Origin of the sequence: Pedobacter lithocola (assembly GCF_042650845.1) — a bacterium.
GTDB lineage: Bacteria > Bacteroidota > Bacteroidia > Sphingobacteriales > Sphingobacteriaceae > Pedobacter > Pedobacter lithocola.
In genome coordinates this window covers 1,344,344-1,360,910 of sequence record NZ_JBHSBW010000007.1, presented here as the reverse complement: position 1 = coordinate 1,360,910, position 16,567 = coordinate 1,344,344, and the positions used below count along the sequence as shown (strand labels likewise).

The window sequence follows — 16,567 nt, the reverse complement described above, 5'->3', positions numbered from 1 at the left end:
AAATATTTTCTAGAAAGCGCATGTGAAGATATTTACCATGTAAGACATATAAGAACATTCAAGCTCGAATGTTCTTATATGGTTGAAAAATTAATCATTTTATTCCGCGTCTTCGTCGGTAATTAACCTAATCGAATCATCAGAAAGGACAATTAAACGTTCTTTGTAAAGTGAACCAATGGTTTTCTTGAAAGCGCTTTTGCTAATTTGAAAACGATGGTAAATTTCTTCGGGAGAACTTTTATCGCCCAATTCAATTACACCGCCACTTTTTTTAAGTTCGGCCAGCATCATTTCTTTCGAATCTAAAATATGACCATAACCGCTTGGTTGTAAGGTTAAATCAATTTTTCCTTCCACACGGATTTTTTTAATCCACCCTTTGCGTTGCTCACCAATCTGAATGTTATCAAAAACTTCGTTGTGGTATAGCAAACCTATATATGTATTGTTAATAATTGCATTAAAACCTAAATCCGTTTCTTCTGTAATTAATAAACTCACTTCATCACCCTCTTCGAAATCAAAATCCTCTTCTTCTACAAAATCTTGCAATTTAGATGATGCCAATAAGCGGTCGTTATTTTCATCGAGGTACAAATAAACCACATATTTGTAGCCTTTTTGCATTGGTCTTTTTTGCTCTTTGCTTGGTACGTAAACATCTTTGTCGATTCCCAAATCCATAAAAATACCATCGTCGCCATCAGAAAGAACTTTTAAAAAAGCAAAATCGCCAACTTCCGCGTAAGCTTTTTGGGTAGTTCCAGTTAATCGGCCATCTTTTTGGATGTAAACAAAAACGCTAACGTTTTCGCCAATTTCTAAACCTTTTGGCACGTATTGATATGGTAAAAGCACCAATTTATCGCCATCTGTTAAATTTAAACCAGCCTCAGTTTTACTTAAAACTCTTAGCTCGTTGTATTTTCCTATTTCAATCATAATGTGGGTTAACCATTTTCTTCAATGGTTTTGTAGCAAAGGTAGCAATGTTTAGGCTCAAATTTGTTTTTAAATGATATGTAAAGGTACTGAAGTGTTTCATCGGAGAAAGCAGTCGGGCTGTTCGCTATATCTTTTTAATGAATGTTTGTACTGAATCTTAAAGAGAGCTGCACCAAAAAAGTATATCGCTGCCATCCCGTTTAAAAACGAAGGATTGTTTCATTTTGGGAAGAATATATATATTTCTGTTGGTTAAAACTAGCGGCAATGAAATGGAAGGTGCTTAATGAAACTGTGTACTCTTACTGAATTGTGTTTGTTATATACTTCATATTTAAAAATAAATAAAAAGCTGTGCTATGAATCTCTCGCATCAACCTACAGTCCAACAAATCTCGCTCTTTAAGGAGAGGGAGTGTACAACACTTGCCAATGCAAAAACGTGATAGGGTGAGGTTTACAGTCCTCAAATCCCTCTCATTAAGGAGAGGTAACATACAAAAGAAGTTAATGCAAAAACGTTGATATGGTGAGGTTATTAACCTAAACTTAAAAATTCAAATAAACATACAGTCTATTCAGATTAATGGCTTAAATTTGATTTTTACAAAAGTTCATTATACAACATGGCAAAACCCAAAGAGGCTAAAAAACCAAGTGTTTTTAGTTTGCTTGCATCATACAAAGGCTCAATTTTTCTGTTGATTTTTTTTGCTTTACTAAGTAACGGAATCAATTTATTACTTCCCAAAATTATTGCAAACGGTATCGATTCATATACCAACAAAACATTCGATTTAAACTCGATTTTATTTCAGTTTGCATTAGCAATTGTGCTGGTTTTTATATTTACTTATCTCCAAAGTATCGTACAAACTTATGCATCAGAACGTGTTGCAAGAGATTTGAGAACCAAACTATCCGACCAAATTTCGCGACAAAGCCATGCTTACATTCTCCAGGCGAATCCATCAAAGTTGCTTACAAACCTTACGTCCGATGCCGATTCGATAAAAATGTTTGTTTCTCAGGCAATCGTTTCATTGGCCTCATCTATCTTTTTAATTGTTGGTGCAAGTATTTTTCTGCTGATGATAAACTGGAAATTGGCATTATGCATCATTGCAATTGTGCCAATTATCGGCGGTGCATTCTTCTTTGTGTTAAAAAAAGTGAGGGTGCTTTTCATCAAAAGTAGAGAAGTAATCGATTGGCTAAATAAAGTTATCAGCGAGAGCATATTAGGTGCTGCATTAATTCGAGTCATCAATTCGCAACAGCTCGAATACAATAAATTTATTGATGCAAATGCTAAAGCAAGAGATTTAGGTTTATCCATTCTGCGTTTATTTGCAGGCTTAATTCCAATAATTGTTTTCGTAGCCAACTTATCGGGCTTAACAATTTTAGTATTGGGTGGTCATTTTGTAATCACCAACAGTATGACTTTAGGCGAATTTGCCGCATTCAACAGTTATCTGGCCTTAATTATTTTTCCAATTTTGGTTATTGGTTTTATGAGTAACGTAATTGCTCAGGCAACTGCATCTTATCAAAGAATAGAAAGTGTATTGAATGCTCCAGAAATTAAACATCCAGGAACTTCAAACGAAACCATAATTGGCAATGTAGAAGCAAAAAACATCTCACTAAACATTGGGCAAAAACCAATTTTAAAAAACATTTCTTTCTCTGCTAAGCCTGGTTCAAAAACAGCAATCATCGGCCCAACCGCTGCAGGGAAAACCCAATTGCTGTACATATTAACAGGATTAATCGACCCAAATGGGGGTAAAATACTTTTTGATAACAAAGAAATCAGCAGCTACAATCAAGAAAATTTCCATAAACAGGTTGGTTTTGTATTTCAGGATAGCATTATGTTTAATATGAGCATCCGTGAAAACATTGCTTTTAGTGACACCGTTACTGATGAATCTTTAGCGAAAGCTATACAAACGGCAGAGCTTAAAGATTTTGTAGATAACTTGCCAGATAAATTAAACACCATTGTTTCTGAACGCGGTAATAGCCTTTCTGGTGGTCAAAAACAACGAATTATGTTGGCGAGAGCATTGGCCGTTAATCCGAAAATTTTATTGCTCGATGATTTCACTGCCCGAGTAGATACCAATACAGAAAAGCGGATTTTGGAAAATATTCAGCAAAATTATCCGGGTTTAACGTTATTATCAGTAACCCAAAAAATAGCATCAGTAGAAAATTACGAAAAAGTAATTTTGTTGATGCAAGGCGAAATCATTGCCGAAGGAACACATTTGGAACTGTTAAAGACAAGTCCGGATTACGTTCAAATTTATAATTCACAACAGAGTACCAGCAATTATGAAATACAATCTTAACCAACTTAGCGATAGTAAGGAAAAGCAATCAACTTACAATGCGCTTAAAAGATTGCTGAAATTCATTTCTGATGAACAGAGAAACCTGTGGCTGGCCTTAATTGCAATTTTGGTAAACTCTGGTTTGCTTCTACTTGGACCGCTCTTAGTTGGGCACACTATCGATACTTACATAAGAACCAAGCAATTTCATGGCGTTTTGGTCTTCGGAGGAATTTTGCTTGTGATGTATATGATTGCGATGGTTACGGGCTACACGCAAACCAAATTAATGGGTGGTATCGGGCAGAGAATGCTTTTTACTCTTCGAAATGCCATTTTTAATAAATTACAAGAATTGCCCGTTTCATTTTTCAATCAGAATAAGGCCGGCGATTTAATTTCGAGGGTAAATAGCGATACCGATAAAATTAATCAGTTTTTTTCGCAATCGCTGATGCAGTTTGTTAGCAGTATTGTAACGATGATTGGTGCAGGGATTTTTTTATTGTCTATCAATTTAGAACTTGGTGCAGCTGCACTTTCACCAGCGGTTATCATCGTATTGTTTACCGTTGCATTATCGCCTTGGGTAAAAGCAAAAAATGCTAAAAGTTTAAAAAGTACTGGTGGTTTAAGCGCCGAAATTCAAGAAAGTTTAAACAATTTTAAAGTGATTATTGCCTTTAACCGCAGGAATTATTTTAGGAAACGCTTTGATGAGGCCAATAAAGAGAATTACAAAATGGCTATTGGTGCCGGTTTGGCGAATAATATTTTTGTTCCGGTTTATGGATTATTATCTAGTGCCGCTCAGTTAATTGTATTGCTTTTTGGTATTTATTTGATTTCTATTGGGCAGTTTTCATTAGGCTTACTGGTTAGTTATATTTCCTATTGTACTAACTTTTATAATCCGCTTAGGCAATTGGCCGCCCTTTGGACAAGCTTTCAAGTTGCAATGGCAAGTTGGGATAGAATCTCACAAATCCTTTTATTGGATACGAATCTGCAACAGGTAGAAGGCGATAAAGCGATTACTTCAGATGCTTTGCTTGAGTTTAAAAATGTTCATTTCGCTTATGATGATTCAAAAGAAATTCTTCATAATATAAATTTAAGGTTCGAAAAAGGTAAAACTTACGCTTTAATTGGGCCAACTGGTGGAGGAAAAACCACAACCGCCTCATTAATTTCGAGGTTGTATGATGCCACAAAAGGTACGGTTTTACTTAATGGAAAAGATATTCGTTCTTTTAGTGCAGAAGAACGCACACAAAAAATTGGTTTTATCCTGCAAGAACCATTTTTATTTACTGGAAGTGTTAAGGATAACATTTTATATGGCAACAGTCAGTATAAAAATGTAAGTGATGATGAATTGAAAAAAATTATTCAGGATGCTAATCTTGATGCGCTTTTAGCAATTTTTGATGAGGGTTTAAACACTCAAATTACATCAGGTTCTGATAGCATCAGTTTAGGCCAAAAGCAGTTAATTGCTTTTATGCGAGCTGTTTTGCGCAACCCCGAGTTACTGATTTTGGATGAGGCAACTGCTAATATTGATACAATAACAGAGCAGTTGTTAAGCAGTATTCTGAATAAATTATCTAAAGAAACTACGCTGGTTATCATTGCCCATCGTTTAAATACCATCGAAAATGCCGATGAAATTTATTTTGTAAATGAAGGCGAAGTTCAAAAGGCCGGAACCTTAAATGATGCTTTGAATATGTTATTAAAAGGAAAAAGAGTGAGTTAATAATCAAGTAAATTTGTTATACAAAAATACCCGAGTAAAAGATATTACTCGGGTATTTTTGTATGATGCTATTTTAACTTCAATCTTTTAGCGTTAAAAATTTTTAGTTTTCACCTTAAACCTTACACCATTAAACCCTCCACCTTTCTAATGGCTTGGTGCATCGGCATTTACACGCTTAATTTGTGCGCCTAAAGCACGCAAACGTGTATCAATATCCTGGTAACCTCGCTCAATTTGTTCGATATTGTAAATGGTTGACTTTCCTTCTGCAGATAAAGCAGCAATAAGCAATGAAACGCCAGCTCTGATATCAGGAGATGTCATGCTGATGCCGCGTAATTTATATTTTTTATCAATACCATTAACTGTAGCACGATGTGGGTCGCAGAGAATAATTTGAGCGCCCATATCTATCAGTTTATCCACAAAGAATAAACGACTTTCGAACATTTTCTGGTGGATTAACACATTTCCTTTCGCTTGTGTAGCCACAACCAATACGATACTCAACAAATCTGGCGTAAAACCTGGCCATGGTGAATCGGCAATTGTTAAGATGGAGCCATCAATAAAAGTATCAATTTCATAATGCTTTTGCGATGGAACATAAATATCATCGCCTCTGCGTTCTAATTTAATTCCTAGTTTTTTGAAAACTTCTGGTATTACGCCAAGCTCATCATAGCAAACATTTTTTATCGTGATTTCTGATTCCGTCATGGCTGCTAAGCCAATAAAAGAGCCAATTTCAATCATATCAGGTAACATTCTATGTTCCGTACCACCTAAAACTTTTACGCCTTCAATGTTTAACAAATTAGAGCCAATTCCAGAAATTTTCGCTCCCATGCGGTTCAACATTTTGCAAAGCTGTTGCAAATAAGGTTCGCAGGCTGCATTGTAAATGGTGGTGGTTCCTTTAGCCAAAACAGCAGCCATTACAATATTTGCAGTGCCCGTAACCGATGCCTCATCCAATAAAATGTAAGCACCTTTTAAATCGGTTGCGTCAACATTAAAAAAAGCTTTTTTGCTATCGTAAACAAATTTCGCACCCAGCTTTTCGAAACCAATAAAGTGCGTATCCAATCTTCTTCTACCAATTTTATCACCTCCTGGTTTCGGAATCGCAGCTTTACCAAAGCGGGCCAAAAGCGGACCAACAATCATAATCGAACCACGTAAACCTCCACCTTTAGCTTTAAAAGTATCAGACTCGAAAAAGTTCAAATCAATATTTTTCGCCTCAAAAGTGTAAGTGTCTTTGTCTATACGCTCTACAATTACACCTAAATCACCCAATAATTCAATCAGCTTATTTACATCTTTAATATCAGGAATATTGCTGATGGTTATTTTCTCTTTGGTAAGCAATACCGCCGATAAAATCTGTAAAGCCTCATTTTTGGCGCCCTGAGGTGTAATCTCGCCCTTTAATTTAATTCCGCCTGTTATTTCAAATGCGTTCATATATTTTTTGTAGTTTGTAGTATCAAGTGTTTAGTATCATTAGTATGAAGTATCAAGATGGGGTGGGTATTTATTTAGGGTTTAGCTCCTTATTACCTTTCGCCTTCTAATTGTCACTTTCAATCTTATACCTTAAACCTTCCACCTTTCTTTAGTATTTAGGTTTGTTGTTGCTATTTGGTCTGCGGTTGTTGTTATTATTCTGACGGTTTTTGCCGTTATTATTGTTGTTATTCGTTCTTCCGCGGTTATTGTTATTATTGTTATTCTGGCGAGGGTTTTGTGCCCTAAACTCAACTTTAGCCAAGTTTACACCTTCATCAAGAGATAACAGTCCACCTGATAAATATTTCAAATCTTTAATGATGGTATCATCGCTAACATTATCCTTATTCCAGGTTACATAAGCCATTTTCATAAAATTCGCAATCCCTTGAACCATAGATTTTTTAATTTCAGGGTTTTGCTCACCCATTGCTTTTTCAATCAAATTTTCAACAGTTTTACCATAATGTTTGTAGGTAATTCTTTGTTGTGGATAAGGCAAGGGTTCTGGTTTTTTAAAAGCATTTTCTGGCAAAGGCTTAGGGTATGGACTTTCAACATCAATCTGATATCCAGAAATAATGTGTAAATGGTCCCAAAGTTTATGCTTAAAATCGGCAACGTCACGCAAATGTGGTTGCAAAAATCCCATCAAGTCAATCACCGCCTGGGCATATTTATTTCGCTCTTCAATGGTTGGCAATTCGCAAATATACTTCACCATATTTTGAACGTTTCGGCCATATTCTGATAAAATCAAATGGCTTCGAGTAGTATTATAATCAAAATTCATGTACAGATAATTTAATGGATAAATCTTCCGGCGATACGAATTATGAAATAACCAAAGGAGATGAGGTTATGAATTCACCGAAATGTCTATTGCCGGACTTTCGTTATTTATAGTTTCAAAGATAGTTAAAATTACTATTTTCAAGGTTATGATTTTCGAGTTTATTTTGGAAATGTGCGTTCGGTAGTTCTTTTGATTTTTCAGTCCTGCTATCACTTCAAGTCCTCGCTCGTTCCTCACTCCGGGCTTTCCGTTCTATCAGGTTTATTTAACAAAGGTAAGGAGCCTTTAGGAAAGTGAGCATAAGTAGATTTTTCTATGAATTCTCTGTTTCCGTGGCAAAAATCTAAACTTCATCGCTATTCTTCGGGTAATCAAAGAATACCAATTCTCCGGTTCCTTTGCTTACCATTTTCCAAGAATTAAAAGGAAAAGATATCAAAACCATTCCTGCAGTTGGAATATTATAAATGTCAGCATCGCTTAACTCATTAGCAAAATCTGTAAAACCAGGATTGTGGCCAAACATAATAACTGTATCTGCCTTATCATTCAAAGCATTAACCACTGTCAAGAGCGTAGATGAGTTGGCCTCATAAATAAATTCTTCGTATTGAATTTTTTCTATTTTGTATGCTTCAGCGAAGAATTTAGCAGTTGATTTGGCTCGTTTTGCCGGACTGCTCACTATCAAATCGAATTTGAAACCCTTATTTATTAAACGTTCAGCCATTTCAGGCGCATTTTCTTTTCCGCGTTTATTTAGTGGTCTATCAAAATCTTTCAAATCGAGGTTACCCCAATCCGATTTTCCATGACGAACTAAAAGTAATTGTTTCATATTTTCTATCCGTTTATAAAACTAACAATTGTTTCGGTTGGAATGTTTTTCATGCAATTGAAATGGTTTAAAGGGCATTTTTCCAAACCGAATTTAGAGCATGGCCGGCAATCTAAATCTACTCCTACAATAAACGAATCCGAAATTTTATAAGGTTGCACACCTAATAAATCTGGTGTGGTACCGCCCCAAATAGAAGCAAGTGGTTTATTAAATGCCTCAGAAATATGAGTTAAACCTGTATCAAAGCCAATAACCTTGTCTGCTTTTGATACGAGGAAAACAGATTGATCTAAATTGGTATAACCGCAAGTGCTGAAAATATTATTACCACATGCGCTTTTTATAATCTCTGCATTATCTTTAACATCTGCACCGCCTAGTAAAACAACAGGAAGATTAAGTTGCTTGCAAATTTCGATAATCTTATCATTTGGAAGCCGCTTGGTAAAATGAGTGGCTCCAATAACAAAAGCAACAAACTTTTTTTGGTGGCTCTCAGGCAAAAAATCATTCAAACTATAATCTTTGGCGATGTAATAATCTATAGGCTTATTATCGTTCTTTATTCCTAAAGTTTTAACAGCGTCTAAGTATCGTTCTACCAGATGCCGAGGATCGATAAGATGCTTTAACCTCAATTTTAAAATTAGAAATTTAGTAATTCTGTCCTTTTTATACGTTAAAGCCGGTATTTGGGTAATTAATTTTATTATAGAAGTGCGAAGGTTGTTGTGTAAGTCTACTATTAAATCGAAATTTTCTCTTCTGATATCGCTAATCGTTTCATTAAGCGTATCTTTTAAAATATGAAGCTTCGTTAAATCGGGATTATTCTGATAAATATATGAAAATTCTTTTTTGGTAAGGAAATGTATCTCAGCACCTGGAATTTGTTCTTTTAAACAGCGCACTACAGGAGTAGTATAAATAATATCTCCCATAGAACTGAACCTGATAACTAAAATTTTCTTTGGATCTTTCAAGCCCGATTTTCCTTTTTTATCTTCTCAATAATCGCCGATGAAGAGTATCCTTCTAAAAAAGAAAGCACCTCTACTTTTCCACCCAATTCTAATGTTTCTTTTGCACCTACAATGTTTTCAAGCGTGTAATCACCACCTTTTACCAATACATCTGGCTTAATTTTATTTATTAATTGAAGCGGTGTTTCTTCATCAAAAAGTATAATAGCATCAATAAAAAACATAGTAGCAAGTAAAATCGCTCTACTATATTCATTATTTACTGGTCGGCTTTCGCCTTTTATTTTTTTTGCTGATTTATCTGTATTTAAGCCAATTATCAACTTATTTCCTAAACTTGCAGCCTCATATAAATAGGCTACATGACCAGGATGAAGCAAATCAAAGCAGCCATTGGTGAAAACAATTTTATCATCGTTTTCTTTCCACTTTAAAATTTTTTCTTCCAAATTATTTGGCGAAAGTAACTTTTCTTCCAGCGCTTTCATTTTGTTCATATTAGTACAAATCATCTATTGCTGTACATAAAATATGCCCAATTAATATATGCATTTCCTGAATTCGTGCAGTGTTTTGCTCAGGAATAACGATATTAATATCACAAAGATTATTCATTTCGCCGCCTCCTTTTCCCGATAATCCGAGCGTTTTACAACCAATACTTTTTGCTGTTTCTAGAGCAGCCAAAATGTTAATGCTATTTCCACTGGTTGATATAGCGATAAATAAATCATTAGGTTTCGCAAATGCCTCAATTTGTCGGGCAAAAACCCGCTCGAAGCCATAATCATTACTTATTGCTGTTAAAACCGAGGTATCTACGGTTAAAGCGAGTGCAGGTAATGCAATTCTCTCCTTAACAAATCTACCTGTTAACTCTGCTGCAATATGCTGGGCATCTGCTGCACTTCCACCGTTACCTGCTAATAATATTTTTCCGCCATCATTAATTGTTTCAATAAGCATTTTACAAGCCTCTTCAATTTGAGGAATGTTTTCGTCAATAACTTTATCGATGGTTTGTTTATGGTGATTTAATTCTCTTAAAATCATTGATTAATGGATTGTACTATTTCTGGAATACTGGTTGTGGCACTACCAATGTGCTTTATAACAATTGCTGCGGCGTAATTGGCTACAGTTGCTGCTTCTTCTACGCTAAAGCCCATGGTTAAACAGTAAGAAAGTGTTGCAATAACGGTATCTCCTGCGCCGGTAACATCATAAACTTCTGTAGCAACAACGGGTATAATTTTACTATCCGAGTTACTAATTACTGCAATACCAGCTTCTGATAACGTAACTACAAGATAATTAGCTTGTGTAATTTTAAAAATATAGTTTGCCGCCTCAACTAAATCATTGCTATTTGTAAGTTTCTCTTTCTTAGCAGCTTCGGCTAATTCTTTTCGGTTTGGTTTGATAATATACGCACCAAGATATTTGCTGTAATCTAATCCTTTCGGATCTACTATTACCCTAATATTAAGCTGATTACATTTTTCAATGATTTTTAATGTAAGGTTGTGACTAAGCAAACCCTTGTTATAATCAGATAGTACAACAATATCTGCATTTGAAAAATTAGCATTTAATTTATCTAAAAAGCTATTTTCAAGTAATTCAGAAATTGAATGAGTATCTTCTTTATCTACCCGAACGATATGATGATTTCCGGCAATTATCCGAGTTTTTACCGTTGTAATTCTGTTATTATCATTAATTATTAAACTCGTGTCAATTTGATTGACCTTTAAAATGTTTTTAATTTCCTCACCAGCTAGGTCATTACCAACTATTCCGGCTAAGGAAACATTAGCTCCTAAATCTTTTAAATTACTGGCAACATTTGCCGCTCCACCAACAATTTTAGTTTCCTTATTTATGTTGATAATAGGGACGGGAGCCTCTGGTGATAAACGATTTGCCGAGCCAAAAACGTAATGATCTAACATTAAATCACCAATGACAAGTACGTTTGGTTTGGGTTTCGTATTGTATGCGGTAATAAGTTTTTCTGCTAGCATGTAAATAATTATATTTCCCAAATATAGGAATATTGGGAATTAAATAGCCTTTAAGCGATTATCAAAATATGCAGTTATCTCGGCTAATGAAAATGCATTCAAACATTTATTAGCGCTTAAGCCACCTTTTCGAGCTACCAAAACTCCATATTTCATATCATGGAAACCCTCTGTTCGGTGCGCATCAGGATTTACAGATAGTAAAACGCCTTTTTCAAGTGCATAACGGTGCCAACGCCAATCTAAATCTAATCGTAAGGGATTTGCATTAATTTCAATAACTACTTTATTTGCAGCACAGGCATCAATAATTTTTTTGTAATCTATCGGATAACCAGCTCTACTCAATAATAAACGACCAGTTGGATGCCCCAAAATAGTAGTGTATGGATTTTCTATAGCTTTTAATAATCGAGTAGTGGCTTTTGCTTCATCCATGCGCAAATTACTGTGGACAGATGCCACCACGAAATCAAAAGTTTTTAAAATATCATCCGAATAATCTAAAGAACCATCGCTTAAAATATCGCTTTCAATACCTTTAAAAATTTTGAACGGAGCAAGTTTTTTATTGAGTTCGTCAATTTCCTGATGCTGTCCATAAACCCTTTGTTCATTCAAGCCTTTAGCATAAACAGCTGTTTTAGAGTGGTCGCAAATGCCCAAATATTGCATGTTCAAAATTTCTTTGCAATAAACAGCCATTTGTTCAAGGGGGTGTACACCATCGCTCCAGGTAGAATGGTTGTGTAAGCTGCCTTTTAAATCTTCGTAGGTAATTAACTTTGGAAGGTTGTTGTTTTTTGCCAGTTCAATTTCATCAAAATCCTCTCTAAGTTCAGGTTCAATAAATGCTAATCCGGCTTTGCTGTAAATATCGTTTTCATCAGCAAAAGGTCCGTTTCCTGCAAGTTTTAATACTTTTTCTACATGTTCGGTATTTCCTGTAAGCTTAAATTGTTCTAGGTAGAAATTAGCTTTTTCTACAACTAAAATTTTGATTCTTAAACCCGTATCAGTTGTTGCAATAAAAGCATCTTCGCCTTCAATTAAAGAAAGCAATTCGAATTCTGGCAATTGCAAAATCACTTTTTCGGGATGTTCAGTGCCTATTACAAACTCCAATTCATCAATAATTTCGCAATAGCGACGATATTGACCGGCAAAGCCTAAACACGACTGATTGTCAATTTTAATTATCCATTTCGAAATTTCATCAAATAAGCTATTCGCAAAACCTTCCACCTGTGCATACAAGAAGCGTCCATTTGCAGCCAATTTAAACTCAATCGCTTTTTTAATTTCTTCTTGAGTTTTTAAACCAAAACCTTTAGCCTCAATTAAACGATTTTCGTTACAAGCGTAATACAATTCGCCGATACTTTCGATGTTTAAATCTCTCCAAATAATCAGAATTTTTTTTGGTCCGATGCCTTTAATACCAAGCATCTCGATAATCCCGGCTGGCGTTTGCTGTACAATATCATTTAGCTCTTTGAGTGAACCAGTTTGTAATAATTCTATTATTTTGGCAGCCAAACCTTTGCCAATGCCATCAATTTTATCAATATCTTCAATAGGTTTATCCTTTAAAGCAAATGGTAATTTATCTACTTTGAAATAAGCATTAGCTATTGATTTAATTTTGAAAGGATTTTCTTCATGCAGTTCCATTAACTGCGATAATAGGCGTAAAGTACGGGCGATGGTTTTATTCTCCATAAGCTGTAAAATTAGGAAACAAGATGTAATTTGAAGGATAAGGTAAAATAGAAAATGTAAGATGGATGATGGTTCGATTCCATTTTCCATCTTACATATTCAATAAAAACCTATTTTATAACCGCTTCAAAAGGCATTCTTGCCTGGATACCAGAACTTGCAATTACCTTTTTCATTTGCTGATACAGCAGGTAGTTGTCGCCTAGTTCTTGTTTTGTGTAGTAAGTTTTAATCTTATCGGTACTTTCTTCCAAAAGAGATTTTAGTGGGTCGATAACATCCGGATATTCTACAACTTTATATTCTTTTACATTAGCTTTTTTAGCAGCAGCGTTTATAGCATCATTAAAACTTCCAATTCTGTCAGCTAAACCAATTTGTACGGCATCGGTTCCAATCCATACATGTCCACCGCCAATGCTATCAATATAAGCTTTAGTCTTTTTTCTGCCATCGGCCACACGTGTAATAAAGCCGTTGTAAATTCTGTTTAATTCGTTTTGGATGATAAATCTTTCTCCTGCAGTCATAGGGCGGTTTGTTGCCATAATATCTGCGTATTTACCTGTTTTAACTCCATCAAAAGTTATTCCGAGCTTATTTGTCATTAAGTTTTGGAAATTTGGAATGATACCAAATACACCAATAGAACCCGTAATTGTATTAGGCTGAACAAAAATACTATCGGCAGCGCAACCAATATAATAACCGCCAGATGCGGCAACATCTCCAAAGGAGGCAATAACAGGTTTTTCTTTTTTGGTTAAAACGATTTCTCTCCAAATTACATCCGACGCCAAGGCACTACCACCTGGTGAGTTAACCCGGAGCACAATTGCCTTAATATCATCATCTAGCCTGGCTTTGCGAATTGCTCTAGAAATTCTTTCAGAACCGATTTGGTTATCAGAACCTTCTCCACCAGTTATTTCTCCATTTGCGTATATAACTGCAATCTTATCTTTTTCCGAACCTGTTGAACCATTATTTTTTGCATAATCATTTATTGATACAGAACTAATGCTTTGTTTTTTAGTTTTACCCGAAATCGCCTTTAATTCTTCAAGAACTTCGTCTTTGTATTTCAAACCATCTATCATTTTAAAACCTACAGCATCTTTTGGTTCTCTGATTTTATAATTATCAGCTATGCTGTAAAGGCTATCCTTCTGAATGTCTCTGCTTTGCGCAATATCTGTAAGGAAGGTGTTGTATAATCCGCCAACGTAAGCAGTAACTTGTTTGCGATTATAATCGCTCATTTTATCAAGAATATATGGTTCTACAGCACTTTTATAATTCCCAACTCGAATTACCTGCATTTCTACACCAACCTTTTCAAGTGTTCCTTTAAAAAAGGTTAATTCAGAACTAAAGCCTTTAAATTCCAATGCACCTTCGGGATTTAAATATAATTTATCGGCAACTGAAGCCAGGTAATAAGCGCCCTGCGTATAAACTTCGCTATAAGCTAAAATTTTCTTATGCGATTTTTTAAAATCAATTAATGCGTTTCTTACCTCTCTCATGGTTGCAAAACCTGCATTCGGACTGCCCACATTTAAATAAATACACTTAATGTTATCATCATTTTTTGCTCTTTTGATAGATTTTAATAGGTCGTTTAAACCAATTCCGTCCTTTTCTTCCCCACCAACAATAGGTAAATTACCGAATGGGTTTTTAGGGGTACGCTCGGTTATGGCTTGGTCGAGGTTTAAAAACAGTACCGAATTATTGCCAACGGTTACCGTTTTATCATCATCAATCGATGAAATGGCTGCGGCAATAATAACAAAGCAGATGAAAAATACAACGATGATTGATAGGAAAAACCCTAACATAGAGGCAAATAGATACTTGAAAAATTCTCTCATTTAAATGTTTTAATTTTGTGCAGTAAAGATATAAAAATACAAAGGCTAAATATGGCATTAGAGCACACAATTGCTTATTTGTTACTAGGAGGAAACCTAGGTGACAGACAGAAGAATTTACAACTAGCAATTGAACTACTAGAGAAGGAAGCAGGAGAGGTGCTGTCGGTATCATCAATCTATGAAACAGCGGCTTGGGGAAAAGAAGATCAACCCGATTTTTTAAATCAAGCTGTAGAAATAAGTACAAAGTTTAATGCTTTACAGTTGCTAAATATTGCTTTAGAAATTGAGCTTAAATTGGGTAGAATAAGAAAAGAAAAATGGGGTGAAAGGTTAATAGATATCGATTTAATTTTGTTCGGTAATGAGGTTATTAATATTGAAGGAAAACTTCAAATACCACATCCGCAGATGCAAAATAGGGGCTTTGTTATGAAACCTTTAGCAGAAATTGCTCCAAATGTGAAACATCCAATTTTGGGAAAAACTATTTTAGAAATTGCAGAAAATATTTTAGATGATTTGGACGTAGTTAAACTGTAAATGGTTATATTTATTTTATGCAAGATAACAGAGATAATCATCCCTTAGATTTATCCTATCTTAAAGAAATGGTTGGTCATGATCCTGAATTTATGATCGAAGTTTTAGAAACCTTCCTGGAGCAAACACCAGTTTATTTGGTAGAATTAAATGATGCTTTACTAAATAAAGATTGGAAAAAGGTAGCCAATTGTGCCCATAAAATAAAACCAACTTTTACTTATGTAGGTAGAGATGATGTTAAAGATTTTGTTCAATTGATAGAAAATGATGCAAAAAATGAAGGCAATATAGATTCGCTAACAACGAAAGTTGAAGAATTGCATTCAGTTTTAGATATAATTTGCATTCAAATACAAGATGCAATAATGAATGTTAAGGCTGTGTATAATATCGGCTAAACTTGTTTTAACGATTCTCGCTCACCTCTAAAATGCAAAATTGATAAAGCGATATAAATTACCAACACAAACGGTATTGCGGCGAATTGTAAAAAGCCAATTAAAATGGCAGATAAGATTAAAAAAATAAATTTAATTTTATTTTTTGCCCAGCTTAAATTGCTAAATTTTAGAGAAAATATTTTTATTTCGCTTATCAATAAAAAAGATGTTAAGGCTGTTATGGCTAGTAATAAAATTGTAGAGCCAACTATTTGTGGGTAATCTACAGCGATGAAAGGCAAGGAACAGATGAAAAGTGTGTTCATTGGAGTGTTTAAGCCAATAAAATCTTCAGTTTGCCTTTCATCGTTATTAAATTTAGCTAAGCGCAAAGCCGAGAAAACAGTGATAAAAAACCCTAAATAGGGCAGTTGTTCTGATGAATAGTCACTTACTTTTAAAAGCTGAAACATAATTACACCCGGTAGAAAACCAAAGCTTACCATATCGGCCAACGAATCTAAATCTTTCCCAATAGCCGATTTTACATTTAATAATCGGGCAACCATTCCATCAAAAAAATCAAAAACACCTGAAAGGATTACGAAATATGCAGCAATTTGTAAATCGCCTTTAAATGCAAAAACGATTCCGATACAACCAGAAAACAGATTTGCACAGGTAATCGCATTGGGTATATGCCTTTTCATGAGGATTATGATATAAGGTTAAAGGTATAAGGTTTAGACAAAAATCTAACTTACAAATGTGTAAGACTTAAGCATCCATTCTGGAAAACTTAAGCCTTACAACTTTTAC

General features: G+C 34.8%; 15 protein-coding genes. 4 read left to right on the top strand and 11 right to left on the bottom strand.

Features of this window, described 5'->3' with window-relative positions; translation table 11 throughout:
• Nucleotides 1-99: 99 nt before the first annotated feature.
• Nucleotides 100-945, bottom strand: coding sequence for a CvfB family protein (locus ACFOWA_RS08185; RefSeq protein WP_378983829.1), 846 nt, complete (start codon nt 943-945; stop codon nt 100-102).
• Nucleotides 946-1,574: 629 nt separating this feature from the next.
• Between ACFOWA_RS08185 and ACFOWA_RS08180 the strand changes: the two genes are divergently transcribed.
• Together ACFOWA_RS08180 and ACFOWA_RS08175 are read left to right on the top strand one after the other, a co-directional pair.
• Complete coding sequence (locus ACFOWA_RS08180; RefSeq protein WP_378983826.1) at nt 1,575-3,311, top strand: ABC transporter ATP-binding protein; 1,737 nt, start codon at nt 1,575-1,577, stop codon at nt 3,309-3,311.
• Nucleotides 3,295-5,055 carry an ABC transporter ATP-binding protein gene (locus ACFOWA_RS08175; RefSeq protein WP_378983824.1) on the top strand — a complete coding sequence of 587 codons (1,761 nt, stop codon included), beginning with the start codon at nt 3,295-3,297 and terminating at the stop codon, nt 5,053-5,055. The genes ACFOWA_RS08180 and ACFOWA_RS08175 overlap by 17 nt, the downstream gene beginning before the upstream one ends.
• 147 nt (nt 5,056-5,202) lie before the next feature.
• Here ACFOWA_RS08175 and murA read toward each other — a convergent pair whose 3' ends face one another.
• From murA to sppA, 9 genes are all read right to left on the bottom strand, one after another.
• On the bottom strand, nt 5,203-6,528 hold the full coding sequence (murA, locus tag ACFOWA_RS08170) for a UDP-N-acetylglucosamine 1-carboxyvinyltransferase (RefSeq protein ID WP_378983821.1): 1,326 nt from the start codon (nt 6,526-6,528) through the stop codon (nt 5,203-5,205).
• Between the two features lie 151 nt (nt 6,529-6,679).
• Nucleotides 6,680-7,366 (bottom strand): DUF4290 domain-containing protein, encoded by a 687-nt coding sequence (locus ACFOWA_RS08165; protein ID WP_378983819.1) that lies wholly within the window; start codon nt 7,364-7,366, stop codon nt 6,680-6,682.
• Nucleotides 7,367-7,712: 346 nt separating this feature from the next.
• Entirely contained in the window at nt 7,713-8,207 is a 495-nt protein-coding gene (locus tag ACFOWA_RS08160; protein WP_378983816.1) for a SixA phosphatase family protein, read from the bottom strand.
• A gap of 5 nt (nt 8,208-8,212) precedes the next feature.
• Complete coding sequence (locus tag ACFOWA_RS08155) at nt 8,213-9,193, bottom strand: glycosyltransferase family 9 protein (RefSeq protein WP_378983814.1); 981 nt, start codon at nt 9,191-9,193, stop codon at nt 8,213-8,215.
• Complete coding sequence (gene rfaE2 / locus ACFOWA_RS08150) at nt 9,190-9,681, bottom strand: D-glycero-beta-D-manno-heptose 1-phosphate adenylyltransferase (protein WP_378983812.1); 492 nt, start codon at nt 9,679-9,681, stop codon at nt 9,190-9,192. Before rfaE2 ends, ACFOWA_RS08155 begins: the two co-directional genes overlap by 4 nt.
• 10 nt (nt 9,682-9,691) lie before the next feature.
• The gene (locus tag ACFOWA_RS08145) at nt 9,692-10,246 is read right to left on the bottom strand and encodes a D-sedoheptulose 7-phosphate isomerase (RefSeq protein ID WP_378983810.1); all 555 of its coding nucleotides are present in this window, start codon (nt 10,244-10,246) and stop codon (nt 9,692-9,694) included.
• Entirely contained in the window at nt 10,243-11,220 is a 978-nt protein-coding gene (gene rfaE1 / locus ACFOWA_RS08140) for a D-glycero-beta-D-manno-heptose-7-phosphate kinase (RefSeq protein ID WP_378983808.1), read from the bottom strand. The genes ACFOWA_RS08145 and rfaE1 overlap by 4 nt, the downstream gene beginning before the upstream one ends.
• Before the next feature lie 39 nt (nt 11,221-11,259).
• Entirely contained in the window at nt 11,260-12,942 is a 1,683-nt protein-coding gene (locus ACFOWA_RS08135) for a helix-hairpin-helix domain-containing protein (RefSeq protein WP_378983805.1), read from the bottom strand.
• A gap of 110 nt (nt 12,943-13,052) precedes the next feature.
• Complete coding sequence (sppA, locus tag ACFOWA_RS08130) at nt 13,053-14,819, bottom strand: signal peptide peptidase SppA (RefSeq protein ID WP_378983802.1); 1,767 nt, start codon at nt 14,817-14,819, stop codon at nt 13,053-13,055.
• 51 nt (nt 14,820-14,870) lie between these two features.
• Between sppA and folK the strand changes: the two genes are divergently transcribed.
• On the top strand, nt 14,871-15,365 hold the full coding sequence (gene folK / locus ACFOWA_RS08125; protein ID WP_378983800.1) for a 2-amino-4-hydroxy-6-hydroxymethyldihydropteridine diphosphokinase: 495 nt from the start codon (nt 14,871-14,873) through the stop codon (nt 15,363-15,365).
• A 17-nt stretch (nt 15,366-15,382) separates the two neighbouring features.
• Nucleotides 15,383-15,766, top strand: coding sequence for an Hpt domain-containing protein (locus tag ACFOWA_RS08120; protein WP_378983797.1), 384 nt, complete (start codon nt 15,383-15,385; stop codon nt 15,764-15,766).
• On the opposite strand, the gene pssA is transcribed toward ACFOWA_RS08120, so the two are convergent.
• Entirely contained in the window at nt 15,763-16,458 is a 696-nt protein-coding gene (pssA, locus tag ACFOWA_RS08115) for a CDP-diacylglycerol--serine O-phosphatidyltransferase (RefSeq protein ID WP_378983795.1), read from the bottom strand. The two genes, ACFOWA_RS08120 and pssA, sit on opposite strands and share 4 nt — an antisense overlap.
• Between the last annotated feature and the right edge of the window lie 109 nt (nt 16,459-16,567).